This window comes from Bradyrhizobium sp. NBAIM03, from assembly GCF_020194055.1.
Classification (GTDB): Bacteria; Pseudomonadota; Alphaproteobacteria; order Rhizobiales; family Xanthobacteraceae; genus Bradyrhizobium; species Bradyrhizobium yuanmingense.
Window position 1 is genome coordinate 14435 of sequence record NZ_JADYVS010000003.1, and the last position, 18163, is coordinate 32597.

Annotated in this window: 18 protein-coding genes; 15 read left to right on the top strand and 3 right to left on the bottom strand. The window is 60.3% G+C overall.

All coding sequences use genetic code 11. The features are described 5' to 3' along the window. Positions 1-371: 371 nt before the first annotated feature. From I6F21_RS04950 to I6F21_RS05020, 15 genes are all read left to right on the top strand, one after another. Positions 372-1091, top strand: coding sequence for a hypothetical protein (locus I6F21_RS04950; protein WP_225152286.1), 720 nt, complete (start codon positions 372-374; stop codon positions 1089-1091). A gap of 1718 nt (positions 1092-2809) precedes the next feature. Further along, a complete protein-coding gene (locus I6F21_RS04955; RefSeq protein WP_036008144.1) occupies positions 2810-3019 on the top strand; it encodes a hypothetical protein in 210 nt (69 codons plus the stop codon). Between the two features lie 104 nt (positions 3020-3123). Continuing rightward, positions 3124-3630, top strand: a complete 507-nt coding sequence (locus I6F21_RS04960; RefSeq protein WP_050996277.1) for a prepilin peptidase — start codon at positions 3124-3126, stop codon at positions 3628-3630. Position 3631: 1 nt separating this feature from the next. Next, complete coding sequence (cpaB, locus tag I6F21_RS04965) at positions 3632-4600, top strand: Flp pilus assembly protein CpaB (protein WP_192893116.1); 969 nt, start codon at positions 3632-3634, stop codon at positions 4598-4600. Further along, entirely contained in the window at positions 4600-5802 is a 1203-nt protein-coding gene (locus I6F21_RS04970) for an AAA family ATPase (RefSeq protein ID WP_036008138.1), read from the top strand. The genes cpaB and I6F21_RS04970 overlap by 1 nt, the downstream gene beginning before the upstream one ends. Then, positions 5799-7181: a CpaF family protein gene (locus I6F21_RS04975; RefSeq protein ID WP_036008135.1), complete on the top strand. Its 1383-nt coding sequence runs from the start codon at positions 5799-5801 to the stop codon at positions 7179-7181. Before I6F21_RS04970 ends, I6F21_RS04975 begins: the two co-directional genes overlap by 4 nt. Further along, on the top strand, positions 7178-8110 hold the full coding sequence (locus I6F21_RS04980; RefSeq protein ID WP_192893117.1) for a type II secretion system F family protein: 933 nt from the start codon (positions 7178-7180) through the stop codon (positions 8108-8110). Before I6F21_RS04975 ends, I6F21_RS04980 begins: the two co-directional genes overlap by 4 nt. Next, the gene (locus I6F21_RS04985; protein WP_225182821.1) at positions 8107-9015 is read left to right on the top strand and encodes a type II secretion system F family protein; all 909 of its coding nucleotides are present in this window, start codon (positions 8107-8109) and stop codon (positions 9013-9015) included. The genes I6F21_RS04980 and I6F21_RS04985 overlap by 4 nt, the downstream gene beginning before the upstream one ends. Positions 9016-9017: 2 nt before the next feature. Beyond that, positions 9018-9665, top strand: coding sequence for a methyltransferase (locus I6F21_RS04990; protein ID WP_057026672.1), 648 nt, complete (start codon positions 9018-9020; stop codon positions 9663-9665). 30 nt (positions 9666-9695) lie between these two features. Next, complete coding sequence (locus I6F21_RS04995; RefSeq protein ID WP_225114733.1) at positions 9696-10190, top strand: hypothetical protein; 495 nt, start codon at positions 9696-9698, stop codon at positions 10188-10190. Between the two features lie 8 nt (positions 10191-10198). Further along, complete coding sequence (locus I6F21_RS05000) at positions 10199-11572, top strand: pilus assembly protein TadG-related protein (protein WP_225148547.1); 1374 nt, start codon at positions 10199-10201, stop codon at positions 11570-11572. After that, positions 11572-11988, top strand: a complete 417-nt coding sequence (locus I6F21_RS05005) for a TadE family protein (protein WP_225182822.1) — start codon at positions 11572-11574, stop codon at positions 11986-11988. The genes I6F21_RS05000 and I6F21_RS05005 overlap by 1 nt, the downstream gene beginning before the upstream one ends. Before the next feature lie 453 nt (positions 11989-12441). Beyond that, on the top strand, positions 12442-14097 hold the full coding sequence (locus tag I6F21_RS05010) for a type II and III secretion system protein family protein (RefSeq protein ID WP_225127706.1): 1656 nt from the start codon (positions 12442-12444) through the stop codon (positions 14095-14097). Between the two features lie 14 nt (positions 14098-14111). Next, positions 14112-14516: a hypothetical protein gene (locus tag I6F21_RS05015; protein WP_036008116.1), complete on the top strand. Its 405-nt coding sequence runs from the start codon at positions 14112-14114 to the stop codon at positions 14514-14516. A gap of 82 nt (positions 14517-14598) precedes the next feature. Then, positions 14599-15135: a tetratricopeptide repeat protein gene (locus I6F21_RS05020; protein ID WP_225182823.1), complete on the top strand. Its 537-nt coding sequence runs from the start codon at positions 14599-14601 to the stop codon at positions 15133-15135. A gap of 37 nt (positions 15136-15172) precedes the next feature. On the opposite strand, the gene I6F21_RS05025 is transcribed toward I6F21_RS05020, so the two are convergent. The 3 genes from I6F21_RS05025 to I6F21_RS38770 all read right to left on the bottom strand — a co-directional run bounded on the left by I6F21_RS05025 (position 15173) and on the right by I6F21_RS38770 (position 18133). Further along, entirely contained in the window at positions 15173-15934 is a 762-nt protein-coding gene (locus I6F21_RS05025) for a hypothetical protein (RefSeq protein ID WP_225182824.1), read from the bottom strand. A gap of 532 nt (positions 15935-16466) precedes the next feature. Beyond that, entirely contained in the window at positions 16467-17480 is a 1014-nt protein-coding gene (locus tag I6F21_RS05030) for a TetR/AcrR family transcriptional regulator C-terminal domain-containing protein (protein ID WP_083235141.1), read from the bottom strand. Continuing rightward, positions 17477-18133 carry a TetR/AcrR family transcriptional regulator C-terminal domain-containing protein gene (locus tag I6F21_RS38770; RefSeq protein ID WP_225182987.1) on the bottom strand — a complete coding sequence of 219 codons (657 nt, stop codon included), beginning with the start codon at positions 18131-18133 and terminating at the stop codon, positions 17477-17479. Before I6F21_RS38770 ends, I6F21_RS05030 begins: the two co-directional genes overlap by 4 nt. Positions 18134-18163 lie beyond the last annotated feature (30 nt).

The following is an 18163-nucleotide window of genomic DNA, read 5'->3' on the forward strand; positions in this document are numbered from 1 at the left end:
AATCCGCTAGGTGGCAGGGAGAAAGGCGCGACGATGGCAATATCGCGATGGAGTATTTAATTCGTAGCGGGGGTGTCCACGTATCGCGACATCCACGAACTCATCCCTCGGCAAGTTTTGCTTTGGTGTTCGGGAACGGGCGCAACTATCGCAATCGACCGGGCGGCTACGCCGCGGATCGAGGCCCGGCGCAACTCAGATGACCGATGAATCCATCGGCCTATCCTTGTTGCAGGCATCCCTGGAGTGCTGGACCGGCATATAAATTAGGTGGCCAAGAATACCATTAATTCATCGCGTTGCCCGATTTAAGCCGCATGGGGGCCGTTGTCGCCGCTAAGGCTCAAGCGGGGCGCACCCGGGAGTTTCCGATGTCCGGACATTTGCGATTGTACTTCGCCAGTTTGCTCCTTGTCGGAGGTTTCTCGGCGACGCCTGCGTCTTCCAATCCTCTAACCGACTTCTTCAATACTGCTACGTCCCAACCCACGGTAACCACCCCTCCGCCGCAAGCCGAATGCGCGCCGCGTCCCGGTACCTCGACCAGTGGCGGACAGCATTGGGTCTACCGAACGGACGGTCGTCGCAGATGCTGGTTCCTGGCCGAGGGCATCGCGACGGTGAAGAAGCCCATTCGGGCTCCCGCGGCCAAAGACCGTAGCGCCAGTTTCGACGAGAACCGAACCACGCAGACCACGCGGAGCGTGATCGTTGATGCGCGCGCGGAGTTGCTGCGCTCTGCACCGCCCGAGCAATCCCAGACGCCTGTAACGGAAATGCAGGTAGCAGATGCCACTTCCGATCTCGGCACGGGTGCTACCCTGATGTCGGCGGCTCCCGTCGGAGATATTCCCCGCAACCAGCTCAAGCGCGAACACTCCGTGCCGGATCAAGTCAACGTTGGGCAGTTTCTCGCCGCCGCGCCTGCCGACCCACCTCAAGATATGCCGCTGGGCCCGCGCACTGCAGAGGGGCACGACGAAGCGCGCAGCTGGACGGGCTGGCTCGGTGGGCTGCTGATGACGCTTGGTGGCCTCTCGCTCTTAAGCTCGAGCCACACGCTTCGGCACGCAGTGAGACTACGCCACTGAGGTGGCGACATACGAGGTACTGCCGCCGCGCGACCGACGGATTGAACGAGCAGGTATCGCCGAACTGCCACACGTACAATGGTTCCGTTGCATCGCACTTAGTTTGGCGCTGCCTTAACCGGACATTCGGGTACGATGATCGTCACCTTTTTGGATCGGACGGCATCATGCGGTATAAGGTTTTCGTGGTGGACGGCAGCCGGCAAGTGATCTGCACTGCAAAGCTCGACTGTATTGACGAGCAGGCGGCGAGACGCCGAGCCGAGCAAATGCATGACGGGCACGACGTTGAGCTTTGGGAAGGCGATCGGCTCGTTGCGGTGTTCCGAAGTGCAACGTCGAATGAAAGTCGGAGCTAACGCCCGACCCTGAATGGGCGGCCGGTCTCGCCGCCGAGTTCGTTCAAGTGTTATGAGGCATCCCGGCCTGGCTGGTTGGCGACGCGTCGTAGCGACGTCATCGCCGAGGCTCGCTAGGCGCAGATGAAGCCGCCCAGTCCTCTTTCAAGGTAGAGGTGGACGCGAGGAACGCGGGCAATCCGTGCATCGACCGCGCGAGTGAGCCGGGTCATCCTTCGGATCCGGCGGGTCTCTAAACGGCTCTAGCTCTGCCGCTCGCTTTGGTGCGCCGCCTTCTGCCGATTGGTTTTGTTTCTAGATGTCGGAGCTTACATCGAAGGTTCTCCACCTCTCTGAGCTCCTCCAGAAGCGCCTGGTGCCGTTCGCTCAGAACAGCACTAGAAGAAATTTGACGCATACTCATCACATGCTTCAGAAAAGGACTTAACTAGGAAGTCGACGAAAACGGAAGACAAAGAACGCCCGACTGAAGCTCAATGAGCTAAGGCCGCGGCGGCCAGATGCTCCCAGTACTCTGCCTCTGCAAGCAATTTCCAGCTTCGCGCAGGTTGGAGTACAGCAGTCTGACGGCAAAGCAAGGCCATTGCGCGAAAGCGGCGGGCAGCTTCCATTCCAACCTCCCATGTTTTCTTTTCCCCAACATATTTTTTAATTTTGTGATGGAGTCATCATGATTATATACACTAATAAAATAATCGGTTGTTTTGCTTTTCTCCGCACCCAGGGCAGATGCGCCGGCTACCGAGCCCGTAACAATGATGACGGGTCCTGGCTGCGCGCTACGCTCTAGAGCGTACCACCATCCCGCGATGGTCCGCCTCGCAAGGTGGGGTCCAGGAGCCTCTATGATTGCGGCACACCGGTGCAACTGACGGGAATCATGCGGCTGCAAGGCAGCGATCAGTGCGATCGGAATCTTCCGAACGGATCACCTCACCCGTCGTGACAGATGTGCTGCGTCGCGCCTTCGCACGTCGCGAATTTGCTCCATGTGCGCGGGCCAGGGGCGCAGCATCCGGTCGATTATGTCGCCCTCACATGATTACCTATTAATCTTATTATAGCGCTGCTCATCCGTAATAATCCGGTGATTGCTTACCGACTCCAGCCAGCGCTCTGCCCAGGATCCGATTGTTGGTTCGGCTATCTTATTTGATTTACGGCGCTTTTGTCGATTCTGAGATTGTTGTGACGGCTCGCTTCGCAGTGCGTCGATTTAAAATCGGAATTATATATTAAATGTTGACGCTAATAAGTATTTAATGAATAGTTTGTCGCTGGCGGGGCCGGAGATAAATCCGCAGCCGCTGAAGTTGCCAAGGTGTCTGAAAAATCCATCTTGAAAGAAGGGATTCCTCTATGTTGCATCATTTCATCGAGACCAAGGAAGCGTTGAAGCGTCTGCGGACGGACCAGGACGGCGTGGTGTCATTCGAGTACATCATCGTCGCGGTTTGCATCATCGGCGCAGTGTCAGCTGTGTTCGGCGTTGGGGCCGGCGGTGCGATCGGAACCGCGCTGACAGGCGGGATCACCGCGATCACCACCGCTTTTACTGCGGCAGTCTGATACGGCCGTCCGGCCAGAGGGGGGCATCGGAATGTGTCCCCCTCCGAATGTTATTTCTCTCCATTCTTATTGTTGCTGTGCCTTCCCACCACCCTGAGGCATGCATGAGCTGGGTTTCTTCCATCGTCTCGATACTGGAAATCTCGTTGTTGCTGTATGTCGCAACGCTCGACGTCGCGACCCGCACGATCCGAAATGACGTCTGTCTCTTGCTGGCGCTGCTCGGGATCGCCCGTCAGCTTGCCAGCCCAATGCAACTTGCCGAATCCCTCATCGCCGCGACGCTCCTGTTCCTGCTGCTGCTCGCGCTCTACCAGCGTGGCGGGATTGGCGGAGGCGACGTCAAGTTACTGGTAGCTTTGGCCATTGGCCTGCCGCCGACGGGCTTGATTGAGTTGCTGGCGGTAACCGCGCTGGCCGGGGGCGTTCTTGCCCTGGTGCATCTGGTGATGCGCGTCCTGCCATATCCGAAATTGGCGCCGGTCGGTTCGTCGCTCGCACGGCGCGTCTACGCGATCGAGCGCTGGCGCCACGTGCGACACGCGCCCCTGCCTTACGGGGTGGCCATAGCGTGCGGTGGCATCTGGACCATCTCGAGCAGAGGATTTTGACATGTCATCCACGTTGCGCCTCTCGATCATCCTGGTGCTCTTGCTCGCAACCACCGCATTCGGGCTGATCGCCTACAACATGAACCTGCCGAAACAGGTTCCGGTAACGGTTACGGCGCAAGGGCCGGCGCCTCCTTCGACTGTCGGGTATTTTGTCGCGGCACGTCCGCTGTCGAAAGGTACATTGGCCCGCGAAGAAGATTTCGCCGTGCGCTCGGTGTCGCCTGAACGCCTTCCCGCAGGGGCGATCCTGGAAACACCGGACTCGAAGGCCGGACTTCCCGGCTCTCTGGTCCGCAAATTCGTCGACGCTGGCAGTCCCATCACCTTGCAGGACGTATTGCGACCTCGGGATCGTGGCTTCCTGGCCAGCGTCCTGGCACCGGATAGCCGTGCGATCAGCATCAAGGTGGACGAGGAGTCTGGCGTGTCGGGGCTGATCAGGCCGGGTGATCATGTTGATGTCTTGTTGACCCAGGTGTTCGAGAAGGCAGATCCCGCGCGCCGGGCCCTGAGCGAGACCGTTCTAGGAAACGTTCGAGTCATCGCGATTGACCAGGAAATCATGCAGGGTGGCCGAACCGTAAGCTCGGTAGCCGGCTCGGTGGCCGGCAAGCAAGCGCAGACTGTGTCGTTGGAGCTTGCCCCGGACCAGGTCAAGAAGATCACGGTCGCAAGGCAGCTCGGAACGCTTTCCCTGGCGGTGCGGGCCGCAGTCGAGCAGTGGGATACGGCGGACACTGGCGCCATGTCCAGCTGCGATGTGTCGCCGGAAATCGCCCGCCAAAATGCGATTGCTGGCCGGACTGCAGCGGTCGTTGTTCATTCCGGTGGTCAGATAAAGCAATACTCGGTCAGGAAACAGGAATCTGCCGATGGCGACGTTCCGATCAACTGCGACGGGTCGGAAGTGTCCCGCCGCGGGGCGACGATGGTGGTTCAGGCAGGCAAGTTGCTGGAGAAACGTTGATGAGCGTTAACATAGCGGCCATCAGTACGCCCGAAGAAGCGACGTCTGTTGTCGCCCGCAATCGCATCGTCTGCTTCGTCAATGACGAACTGAGTGCCGCGGCTCTGCGCAAGGGCCTTGAAGGCAGCAACATTTCGATCAAGCGGGGCACGATCCGCAATGCCATACGGATGCTCGAAACGGACACCGAACTATTCGCCCTGGTGACGGACATCAGTGGAATCGATGATCCATTTGCCGAACTGGAGCGGCTGGCCGGCGTCTGTCCGCCCGATGTCCGGGTGGCTCTGATCGGTGAAAGCAGGGAGATCACCTTCTATCGCGCGCTCATGGAGCTCGGCCTGACCGAGTACCTGCCGAGGCCGATCACGCGGGACATGGTGCTGGACCAACTGCGCCCAAAGCTGCTTGGCGATCGTGCGCCGGCGCCGACCGACCGAGGCGGGCATGTGATCTCGATCTGCGGCGCGCAGGGCGGTGCCGGCGCAACGAGCATCGCCATCAATCTCGCGCTGCAACTGGCGGAGACCACCAAGGCCAAGGTCGCGCTGCTCGATCTTCATCTTCAAGGCGGCGAAACAGCCGTGATGCTGGGTGTTCAGCCCGGACCAGGCCTGCGCATCGCCCTGGAGAACCCGATGCGGGCGGACACGTTGTTCCTCGAGCGCGCCGCAATCGCAGTCAACGAGCGAGTCAGCCTGATTTCCGCCGATGAGGAACTGGACGCTCAGCTCGACATCACCGAAGCGGGCGTGAGGCACGTCCTTGGTCTGCTCCGCCAACGATTCAACTACATCGTTGTCGATGTCCCGGTCCCGTTTCCGTCATCCATCCATCCGGTGATTTCTCTTTCCCGGCACGTGCTGGTGCTGCTGGAGGCGGAGGTGACCGGACTTCGCAATGCCCACGCACTGCGGGCCGCCGTCACCAACATTGCCGGCAGGGATCGGGTCTTCACCTTGCTGAACCGTGCCAATCGCCCGGGGGGCCTTCCCAGGGCCGCGGTGGTCAAGGCGTTGGGGACAGAGCCTGACATGGTCGTACCCGATCTCGGGAAGGGCATGACCCAGGCGGTCAATCTCGGAATTCCCGCGCTGAAGCACGTATCTGCACTGCGACGCCATCTCGCGCCGATCGTACGGGAGATCACGGGGCTTGGCGCCGAGCAGAAGGGACGGCTGCGGAGGCTGCTGGGGCTATGAGAAAGTTTGGTAGGCGCGACGAGGAAACGCCGGTTCGCTTGCCTGCATCGACGCCGAGCTTGGCTGCAACGACGCCAAGCGTGCCTGCATCAACCTCAAGGCGCGACGAGGCTTCGATTGACCGGCCGGTGATGCCAGCTTCACTGCGCGAACGCGTCATCGAGCAGATTGAGCCATCGGTGGCCGCAACTGTTTCGCGTGACGTCCTTCGGCGCCAGATCGAGGAAATCATCCATGGCATCGCCAATGAGGAACGGCTCGAACTGTCGGGTCGCGAGCAGCTTCAACTGGCGGACGAGATTGCCGACGACATGACCGGCTATGGGCCGCTGCGTCCGCTTCTGCTCGATCAATCGATCAACGACATCATGATCAACGGGCCGAGCAACGTTTATGTCGAACGAGCCGGCAAGCTGGAGCGGATCGCGGTGCGCTTCCGCGACAATGATCACATCGCATCGGTGGCCCAGAAAATTGCCGCGCAAGTTGGACGGCGCATCGACGAATCCAGTCCGATGGTGGATTGCCGCTTGTCCGACGGCAGCCGCGTCAACATCATCTTCCCGCCGCTGGCGATCCACAGCCCCTGCATCTCGATTAGAAAGTTTCCGAGCCGCCGCCTGGATATCGCCGCACTGATCGAAAACGGCTCGATGACCGCAGCCGTCGGACAATTGCTGGAGATTGCCGCCCGGTGTCGGCTCAATGTCCTGGTCTCCGGCGGCACCGGGTCCGGCAAGACGACGCTGCTCAACGCCATGAGCCAGTTCATCGATCACAGCGAACGCGTCGTCACCATCGAGGATGCGGCGGAGTTGCAGCTCCAGCAGCCGCACGTGATCAGCCTGGAGACCCGGCCTCCCAGCCTTGAAGGCACGGGGCAGGTGACACAGCGCGATCTGTTGTGGAATGCGCTGCGCATGCGTCCTGACCGGATCGTCGTGGGCGAGGTGCGCGGCGCCGAAGCGTTTGACATGCTGCAGGCGATGAACACCGGCCATGATGGTTCGATCTCCACGGTCCATGCCAATAGTGCTCGCGACGCCCTGACCCGCATCGAGAACATGGTGCAGATGGGGCAGGTGAATCTGCCGTCGCGAGCCATTCGAACTCAGATCGTCGCTGCACTGGATCTCATCGTGCAAGTCGAACGCATGCGCGATGGGCAACGTCGCATTATCCAGATCAGCGAGGTGATGGGGCTGGAATCGGATGTGATCACCACCAATGACATCGCAACATTCGAATACCAGGAGGAGGACGACAATGGGCGGATCTCGGGCACTTACCGGGCCACCCTTGCAGTCCCGAAATTCAAGAGCCGTCTCGTCTATTTCGGGCTCGATCGCGCCTGGGCCGAGGCAGTGAGGCAGATATGATACCTGAGGCCGTGATCGTCGCTGTTCTGGTGCTCGCGATGTGCGCAGCCGTCGGCTCGTTATGGCTCGACGGCCGGGAGCGGCGCATGGACCGCCGGCTGGCGGTCGCTCTACCGGCCTCCCATCCGGCCAGCCTGCCATCCATTCGCCGGGCGGAGACCGGCTCCCGATATCTGCTTCTCCACCGTTTGGCCAATTACAGGCCCGAGATGGTTCACGCCTGGCATCCGGCGTATGTGCTGCTTGCTGCCGCTATCGCCGTAGCAGCGATCTTCTACGCTAATCGCCTGCTGGGATTTTCCGTTTTCTACGTGTCTGTCGCGGCTGCGGTTGCCGCCGTGGTAGTCGTGCGAGGTCTGTTTGGCTGGCAGCAACGTCGGTTCGCCAGTCAACTTTTCCGGCAGCTGCCTGACGCCATTCAGCTGGTGACGAGTACGGTTCGATCGGGTCTGCCTGTGCACGAAGCATTTCGCACCATCGCGCGCGAAATGCCGCAACCGACGTCTGGACAATTTGCAATCGTGTGCAGCGAAATGAATCTGGGAAGACCTCCGGAGGAAGCCGTCGAAGGCGTCTATCGGCGAACGCAAGTGGCAGAGTATGCGATGTTTGCGGTGACACTTGCGGTTCAATTGAAGTCCGGCGGCAGCTTGGCCGAGACCTTGCAGACGCTGGGCGACACGGTGAGTCAGCGTGTTGCGCTCGCTGCTCGCGCCAAGGCGCTGGCGGGAGAAGTGATCTTTTCCTCGCGAGCACTCACGATCTCGCCCCTGATTGCCGGAGCATTGCTATACGCGGCCAATCCGCAGAACGTCGATCTGCTGTTCACTGACCCGACCGGAAACAAGCTTCTGGCTTACGCGGTAGTCTCGGTGCTCATCGGGCATCTGGTGATAAGTTGGATGGTCAGGCGGGAAACAGAACTATGACTTTTGGTCTCGGGCTGGCGGCCCTCGCAGTCGTAGCTGGAACGGCGGCCTTCATGTTGATCATCCGCGAACTACACGTCCGTGCATTGGACACGCGGGTCTCAAACGCCGTGATGGGTATCCCTTACCGTACAGCCCCCTTCAAAGACCTGACCGGTTGGTTCTCGTGGCTGGGCATGCGCTATCGGCGCTTCTACGCCGAGGAGAATCTGGAGGAGCTACGAACGGTCCTCCACTCATCTGGATTCAATCATCATAGAACCTTGCCGATCTGGATCGGCATCAAGATCGTCAGCATGTTCGCGCTGCCGGTCATTGCGCTGCTTCTGGCGCAACTTTCGGGAAGGAGACCTGCCGACGTGCTGGTCTTCACGCTGATGGGTGTGGTGATCGGAATCTTGGGTCCGCGATTGGCTCTGTCGGTGATGAAGCGGCGCTTTGATGCTGCCATTCGGCTGGGCACGCCGGATATGATCGATTTGCTGATCGTGTGCAGCGAGGCGGGAATGGGCCTGGAAAGCGGGCTGGGGCGTGTCGCCGAAGAAATGAAGTCGACCAATCCTGCCATGGCCTGGGTGCTGCACCGACTCCTTGATGATCTCCGGATACTGCCAAGCCGCGTCGAAGCATTCGAGAATTTGGCGGTCACTTCGGATGGTCTTCGCCGGTTCGGCACGATGATCAGCCAGAGCTTGCAGTACGGAACGCCGTTGGGCCAGGCGCTGCGCAGTATCGCGCTCGACCTGCGGCGGGAACGCATCACCAAGCTGGAAGAAAGGGCGCACAAGTTGGGCGCCAAGCTGACCATTCCGATGGTGCTGTTCCTGCTCCCAGCCATGTTCGTCATCATGGGGGGAAGTCCCGTTCTTCACCTCGTGCGTTCGTTCGCCAGCTTCGGAAAGTAGCCATGAGCACAATTGCCCTCTCCAAGAGCGGATCTTACGACCGGATCATGCGGCTGCTTGGCAGCTTGTGGTTCTTGTTGCTGGCTCTTTGCGTCGCCGTCAGGATTGGGGCGTCGCTGCACGATCCGTGGCCCTCGCTCTTGTCGAGCTTTTGCCTCGGCATCTTCTACATGCTCCTGGCGCTGTTGATCATGACGCGCTCACCGGCAAAGGCGCATGCCGATGGCCTGCTTCCAAGAATAGCTGCCTTCGTCGGCAGCTATCTGCCGTGGTCGATCAGCTTCCTCGGCAAAACCGACGACACGCTGCCCAACCTGGCATCGACGGCTTGCGTGCTGGTCGGCACGATCATGATGCTCGTCACCATCCGACATCTGGGTCGGTCGTTCAGCCTGGTGCCGCAGGCGCGCTCGGTGGTCCAGACCGGACCCTATCGATGGATCAAGCACCCGCTCTATGTCGCCGAAGAAATCGTGGTGCTGGGCGTCGTGCTGCAATACCTGACACCGGTCACGGTGATGGTCCTGGTTCTGCATATAGGCATTCAGGTCTGCCGAATCCTTTACGAAGAAGACCTGCTTCGGCGCAATTGCCCCGAGTATTCGAGTTACGAAGCATCACGTTGGCGAGTGATTCCTTACGTTTGGTGAGCGGCTATGCGTGGCCGGATTGTGGTGGACATGGTTCAGATCGCTGCGGCTCGGGTGACGCGATCGCACGTGGCAAGTCCCCGTGGAGGCAGGCGCGCGTATCGTAAAGGGTCCTTCGTCGCCGATCAGCGCGGCGCCGTCGCGTTTGAGACAGTCATCGTTTACATTTTCATGGTGTCGTTCCTGCTGATGCCGCTTGCCGACGTCGCTGCCGCGGGCTTCCGGTTTATCTCTGCGTGGTCGGCCTTGCGCTCATTCGGACAATACATTCAATACAAGAGTCCGCCCGACCCGGCGAACCCGGGGACCTGGGTGTCGACGCTGCAGACAACGGTCGCCGGGCATACCATCGGCAACATCCAGGTCATGTGCGGAAGCACAGCCTGCAACTCCGGCAACCTTGGTTTGACTCCCAAGTACTTTACGTTTTCGACGACCGTCACTTTGGCCCCGATTGTGTTGACGTCGGTGCTGTGCCCCAGCAGTTGCACGTACACGCTGCCTTACTCCGAACGTTTCCAGTAGGTGTTCTCATGCGCAGTCTGCTCCGTTCCAGACGAGGCTCGGCCGCATTCGCAACAGTCATCGTGCTGATTCCGCTCATCGGCGTGGTCGCACTCGGGGCCGAGGCGGGATCGTGGTACGTCACCAGGCAGCACGCGCAGAATGCCGCCGATGCAGCGGCCTACTCGGGCGCCCTGCGACTTGCATGCGACAATGCTGGTGTGCTCTGCGATACATCAGTGGATTATCAAGCAAAGGAATTCGCGGCACAGAACGGGTTCTGCAACTCCGGTGACACGGCCTATCCGGGCACCAACTGTGCGACAAGCCTTCCAGCAGGAATCTCGCGGGCCGTGCAGATCGATATCGGCAGCTACAGTGCGGGTGCGTTCACAACGCCGCCCGCAGGAGGCGGCGGTAACGCCGTTCGCGCCATGGTCAGCCAGCAGCAGCCGGCCTACTTGTCGGCAGTGCTGGGTTTGACGACCGTCAACATCCCCGCCCAAGCCATCGCTCTGGTCGAACTGCCGAGCAAGGTGTGCGCCTTGGCGCTCGGACCTGATCCGAACGGCGGCGGAGGGGCGCTTAAGATTGCCGGTAACGTCAGCAACAACGGCATGGGTTGCCCGATAATGTCGGATGCCAGTGTTCAGTTTGCCAGCACTGCCTCTTTCACCGGTTCGGGATGGGCCGTCTTGGGTGTAACCGGCTGTAGTCCAGCCAGCACCTGCGCCAATCCCGGCGTCACGTACAACTACTTTATGCCGTACGCCAACAATCCGCTCAGCAAATTGGACAGCCAATCGTTCAACAGCTTGACCTCGAGCGGGAGGCCAAACGACTTGGCATGCAGCGGTACGTTGGTGCCCAATACCCCGCCGAGCAGCACTAACCTGTACCGCAACCTAGCGTGCACGACCGGGGACGCGGTAGATTTTAGTCCGGGCACGTACTTCTTCTACAATGGCACGATAAGATTCAATGGCGGAACCATCACTTGCAGTGCCTGTAGGCCCTGGCCACCGGCAGGCACGGGCGAAGGCGTCACTCTGGTATTACTCGGGGATTCGAGCATTTCCATCTCTGGCGGCGCCAGCGTTGAGCTGTCCGCTCCCTACACCAACACCTTCTCTTCCGATCTGAACGGCGTTCTGATTGATGATCAGGCGCCGAGCAAGAGCAGTAATAAAGTCAACATCACCGGCGGTACGGTAAGGCTGGGTGGTGCGATGTATTTCCCGCATGTCGACGTGACCTGGAACGGAGCGACACAAAGTACCAATACGACCTGTTCACAAGTGATCGCCCAGACACTCACCATGGGCGGTGGCGGCTTCCTGAGCACGGATGGATGTAATCCGGTCACCGTCCCTTACACCCAAGTTGTCCGCTTGGTGCAGTGATGAGAAAGCTCGATCAGCGGGGCATCGCATCGTTCGAGTTCATCCTCGCCTTTGTGTCCCTTTTTATGTTGATCTTCGCCATCTTCGATCTCGGACGCTATGCGATCACGATGCAGTCCTTGCGGACGCTCGCGAGCGCCGGGGCCCGAGCGGTCATGATCAGCTGCTACACGCCCGCCTTGCTTCAAAGCCCGCCTCAGTCGCCGTCAATCTGCGGGGGCGATCCCATGTCCACAACCGCAAAGCAGACTGCCGCGCCGTTCCTGTATCGCGGCGGTCTCACGCCGACGCTGAGCGTGGCATCCAGCGGCACCAATTTGACAGTGACCGCTTCTCAAGCCGGCTTCACCATGCTGATGCCGATATGGGGTACGACGCTCAATGCACCGAGCGCGTCAACGCAAATTCCCTTCTAGGCAAAATATGGCAACGTGCCTTACCCATCTTGGCCGACATCGCCTCGGGTCGGCGCTCGAGCTGGACAAACCCCCTCGGAATCGAACTGCGCCAAAGCAATCTGAGCCTGGCCACGTGCCGTTTGGAGACGACGAGCCGACGCCGTTCGATCGTGAGCCACGACGGAATCTCGCGCAAACGTGGTCGTGCTGCAGCAGTTCTGAACGGAGCTGCAGAGAGACATGATGCGCGCCCGCAACATTGGAAAGTTTTCTTTGCCACTTGAGGCTGTGCGGGAAGCGTCTCTTCTTGCAAGCAGGCAGCATCAAGGACGATGATCTTGGAAACGCGAAGTAACGAATTGTAGTCGGACATCTTGTAAGCTCTGCGGCGTGGTGCGCAGAGGGGAACTGTTGGGGATGTCGAGCACGTAGATTTGCGGGGGAGCCGCGGATCGCAGTTGGGGGACTCGAATGGGTGGCGATCGCATTTCAGGTAAGATAAGGGAGCTTCTCGCCTTCAGCGTGATGGGTCTTGGCGCGGCGCTCGCCTCCTTTGCGTCCGCTGACCGCGCGATGGCGGCAGACCGGCGGGGCTCCTCCGGCGGCGGCGTCTTCGTCAGCGAAATGAACGACGTCCAACGGGTCAAGGTGGTGGTCAACAAGTCACGCACCTTCAAGGTCGATACGGCTTTCGCAACTATCGTGGCCGGCTCGCCCGACATTGTGGACGTGAAGTCGCTCAGCGATCACCTGATCTACGTCCAGGGCAAGCAGACCGGCACCACCAACGTCATCCTGCTCGACTCCTCGATGAAGCAGATCGGCATCCTCGACGTCGAGGTCGTGATCGATACCGGCAATCTCCAGCAGAACATCCGCAGCAGCACTGGCGGGCACGGGATCCGCGTCTCGGCTTCCGAGGGCCAGGTGGTGCTCAGCGGAACGGCCGCCGATGCGGTTACGGCCGAGCGGGCCATGGCGATCGCCACCAGCACAGTCGCGAAGGGGGGCACTGTCGTCAACGCGATGAGTGTCGCGGCGCCGCAGCAGGTGATGCTGGAGGTGCGTTTTCTCGAGGTCACCCGGGATGCCGGCCGCGACCTCGGTGTGAACCTGTACGCAGCGAATGCCAACGGGACCAACGTCGCGAATACGGGACGTGGCAATTTGAGCACTACGGCGGGCCGGCGACCGATTGGTGGTATCAACACCGCCAATAGCCCCCTGGGCGTTGGCGGCGGCGCTGTCGGTGCCCCCCCAACCGGCAGCCTGCCGTTACTCGGAACAGCTGGTACGCTTCTTGGCACAGCGGGCGGCATAGCTCCGATCCCGTTCGGAAGCTTGTTGACCAGCATCGTCCGAACCAGCAATGGCGGTTCGGTGGACTTGTTGATCTCTGCGCTGGAAACCAAAGGATTGGCTCGCAGGTTGGCCGAGCCGAACTTGACCACGCTTTCCGGAGATGCAGCGCGCTTCCTGGCCGGTGGTGAGTTTCCAGTGCCGATTCCGAACACGACCGCAGCCGGCTTTCCGACCATCACCATCGACTACAAGAAGTTCGGTGTCGAACTGGCCTTTGTCCCCACCGTGCTCTCGCGGGGGGTCATCAACCTTCGGGTGGAGCCGTCGGTCAGCGAGCTTGATTTCGCCAATGCAGTGACGATTCAGGGGACGACAGTTCCGGCGTTGACCCGCCGCGATGCACGGACCACGGTGGAGCTGCGGGACGGCCAGAGCTTTGCGATCGCCGGCTTGCTGCAAACCCGCAACCGTCAGGACGTTTCGCAATTGCCCTGGATCGGTTCGGTGCCCGTGCTTGGAGCCTTGTTCAGCAGCAAGTCGTACCAGCAGGAGGAAACCGATCTCGTCATCATCGTGACGCCGCGCCTGGTCGCGCCGGCCGCACCCGGTCAGCAATTGGCGTCGCCGCTCGACTCCCGCCTTCCGGCCAACGACGTCGATTTCTTCCTCAATGGCCAGATGGAAGTGCGCAAGCGTTACAATGACTACGTCAACTCCGGCGGCGACGTTAAAGGACCCTATGGTCACATCATCGCTCCCGAGCTCACTGCGACCATTCCGGCACCGGCCGTTGCGAACCAGCCGGTCGTAAAGACGCTCAACTGAGAAGGAAGCGGGAGATGACCATCAGGTATCTGGCTCTGTTCGCACCGCTGCTGCTCGGGGGATGTTACGGGGTGGCCGGTCATGACGAGGTGGACCGCTATTTCCAGCGTTCAGACACCATCACGATGAGTGCCGGCAATGCCAAGGAGGTCAACGCGGTCACCCACACAATCCATCCATGGCCGCGAAACGTCGGTGATCGCAGGATCACGTACGACGCGCGGCGCGTGGGCGCCGCCGTGACTCGCTATGGCAACACGAAACAGCCGGTGGATCAGCTTCCCGACATCGGCGATGCGACGAAACAAATGGGCGTGCGGACTGCCCCAACCCAGAACGTCAACATAGAAGGATTGGGGGCTGGATCGACTGCTGGAGTATCAGTGCCGGTTGGTGGAGTAGGCGTAGGCGGCAGGTAACGATTTTTAGTGCGTGGTTTTGGCGATTTTGTTTGCGAACGGCGCAGTGAAGTTGCTGCGACGTGCGGGGGACCAAGGGGTTATGCGACGTATCATCTTCATGCTGACCTGTTGCTGGTTGGGGATCGGCCTTGCGGGGTGTGATCATACGCTGAGGCAGGCTGCCGTCGTCGCTCCCGTCGAGCCGCCTGGGGGGGACCCCGTGCAGGAGCCGACGGACGTCAAATATTATCCCTCGGACGAGCCGGTACGGCTGGGCTTGGAGCATTTCAACCGCGGCAGCTACGGGTTAGCCAATCGCTATTTCAGGGATGCGGTCGAGAAATCGCCGAAGGACGTGACGGCCTGGGTTGGACTCGCGGCGAGCTATGATCGGATACGTCGCTTTGATCTCGCCGATCAGGCCTATGCCCAAGCGATCCGGCTGGGCGGCGAAACCGTGCAGGTCCTGAATGACCAGGGATATTCGTACATGCTGCGCGGCAATCTGAGTGCGGCGCGCCGAAAGTTCGAGAAGGCCTATTCGCTCGATCCAGGCAACCCGGTTATCGCCAATAACCTCGAACTTCTCAATGGCAGCCGGCGGTTCATTGAAAGAACACCGAACAACCAGCCTTAAGAGGGCGATCGACTACTGCGATCGCGGCCAGTTCTCGTCAATTGGGCCCAATTACAGCATCAGCGTGACGGCTGCCGCTGCGGACGATGACAACAACGCCATTGCGAACGGTAAATCTCGCGCCGAGCAGCTTCCGCACCTTGTCCGTGATCGGAGAGGAAAAGGGAACGGTTTCTCCCACGACGGGATCGCCGACCTTTGTCGTCTCAGTCGCGGGGCCAGCAACTGGTGCAGGCTTGATATAGTCTCGGACAAGCTGAATCTCTTCACGTGACAGGATGAGCGGAGCCTGGTCGGGTTGGATCTCCGACGGCGGTTTGGGTATTCCACTGCTTGCCTTTTCGCGCATCTCGTTCGTGCTTGCGATCTGATCGAGCCTGGCTACGCGTAGCTTGAGTGCGATGATATCACGTTGCAGTGTTGCGATCTCCAATTTGCGCGCGTTGACCTGCATGAAGACAATGATCGCGCAAACGCAACCCACGAACAAGCCGACGCTCAGCAGTGCGATCAACCAGCGCTCGAAATTTCCCGTAGACCCCCCGGTCGTTCGGGGGAGTTGATCGCGCTGGAGATGGCGCCGCCAGATGCGACGTGCTCGGTCGATCCAATAGGTAGGGCCCGTTTCCGCCCGGCCCGACCCAAAATGCGCGGGTGACGAGGCGGCTTTCTCTCGGGCCGGTTCAACGGACGACGACGTGTCGACTTGCTCAAGCCCAAGATTGTCGGGGACGCGATCCGCCGTCGTCAGATGCGCGGCAGGGTGGAACGGATCCATCTGCTTATCGAGCCGGCCCATCTCCGCTCTCCATGCAGCTATCTATCAAACTCGCTAGTTCCGCCGACGCGGCAGAATGAGGGTACCCGAGGATTCGATCAATCGGAACGGAAAAGGCTCCAATCCACCGCGTGAGCCGCTCTAACGGTAGCTTGCAAGAGACACGGCGCCAACCAGATGCCATAGTCTACCCCGCGGATGCTCCGACCGCGCGGATGTTAGCCGGTGAAATGCAGCACTTTGATCGTGCGACGAACGCCCACTTTCAGTCGGATAAGCCCGGTCGTGCGACCAGCAAGTCATCAACCCAAGGCTGACTCTTAATCAGCGGGTCCCAGGTTCGAGCCCTGGTGCGCCCACCAAGTTCTTCAAGGACTTGCCCTCGCGAACCGTTTGAGACGACCGAACTGAAACGGTTTTTCAAACGGTGATTTTGGCGACCAATCGGCGGGGCCATTCTCGGCATTGTGATCTACTTTACCCGCCGAGGCGGAGGCGTCCTGGCCATGGCAACCCCACCTCACAGTAGGATTGTCGCTGCGAGTGGCACCAGTCATGCCGTCAATGCCGCTCGCGCAACGATTCCTGTCCTCTCGTCAGGCTCGGCGCCGTCGAGAAAGACTTTCACCGCGGTGCGAGCGCGCAAATCGATGTCGGAAAGCGTTGGTACGTCGCCGAGCTGAAGCACGGCCTCCAGATGGACGTTTCCATGGAGCATCCCAAGAAACTGACGGGCGCCGGCTTCGCAATGTGCTAGATCGATTTCTCCGGCCTGCTTCGCTTTTGCCAGAATTTTCGTAAGGACCGCGATGGCCGGCGTAGGTCCGTGTTGCGCGTAGGCCCGTGTCGCATCGGGGTAGCGGTCCGCTTCAAGTATGGCTGTATAACAGACCTCCAGCAACGACGGCGTCATCATCGTTTCGAGGAGATTGCGCCCAATGATGATGAGTAGTTCCCTGAGTGGCAAGGAAAGCTGGTCGGCACTGACGCTCAGCGCGTTGGACGAGTAATGGCTGACGACTTTGGTGAACTGGTCGACGAGAAGTTGCTGCACGTTCTCGCGCCGCGTTGACCTTTCGCGCAGTAGCTGCCGGTAGAGACCGTGCGGTGTCCATGTCCAGCTCGGTCGGCCGAGCAAGAACGCCGAGAGAACCGCGCAGTTCGACCAACCGCGAAGCTGGCTCGCCTTGCCCGGGACCGCTTCGCGGACCCGCAGGATATCGCCCGTCGCACCCCACCGAAGAAATCTGACGGCATCGGCCGGTGGCAGGATCGTCACCATCATGCGCGTCCACCACGGCTCAACGAGCAGCCAACTCCCCGTGCTCGTGGGCCGCATGGCAAAGACATGCTTATGCCTGTGATGGACGAAGCGATGCCACCATTGCCGTCGAAGGCCGGGCACGAAACAGACGATCCAGTCGGCGGGGTCGACTGTCACCAGGGACCCATTATCGTCGATGCTGTTCGCCAGGTCCGCCGGGACGTCGCCGACGACCTTCAGTCTTGAAGGGCTCTCGCTCGGGCCAGACCATCTTGACCGGCCAATATCATTGGCTGCGCTCATCGCTTCATGCTCCTCGTGCTCCCACATCCATGAATGAAGCTTTCGATACTGGCTCTGACGCGGTCGGCGGCTGGGGCTTCGAGGCTGATTGCCGGAGTCAGCATCAGCGCCTGGTAGAGCGGTTCTCTCAGTAGTCCCAGCAATTGCTCGGCGTATAGCTGAGCGTCCGATATCGACAGGATCCCCCGCTCATTTGCTGCGGACAGAAACTCCCGTAGCTTGAGTGTGACAATCGCTTGTCCCGCCTCGTGCACCCGCTTCTTCAGCGCAGGATTGCGTGCACCCTCGGTCATCATCATCCGAACGAATCCGACCAGGGTGGTCGAGTATTCCTTCCAGGCAACGCGTCCGAACGCGATGAGTGTTTCGCGTGCATCATCTACGGTGCCGGGGCGCGCTCTCCTCACCAATGGCTGCGATATGAGGGAGGCTTTGTGTTCGGCGATCGCGACAATGAGATCGTCGACGCTCTCGAATGCCGATAGAATGTCTTCCGTCGAGTATCCGCTTCGATCCAAGATATTGTCGAGGTCAGCGGGCGCGCCGCTCGGATGGGCGAGGGCCTCGCTGACCGCCAGCACGATCTCGGCGCGAGGGTCTGGCCTCGACACGGCATTGGCTTGGCGGGAGGGTTTCGACGCGGGGTATGTCATGTACGGCTCCTCGGTTCGGGCTAACTGCGC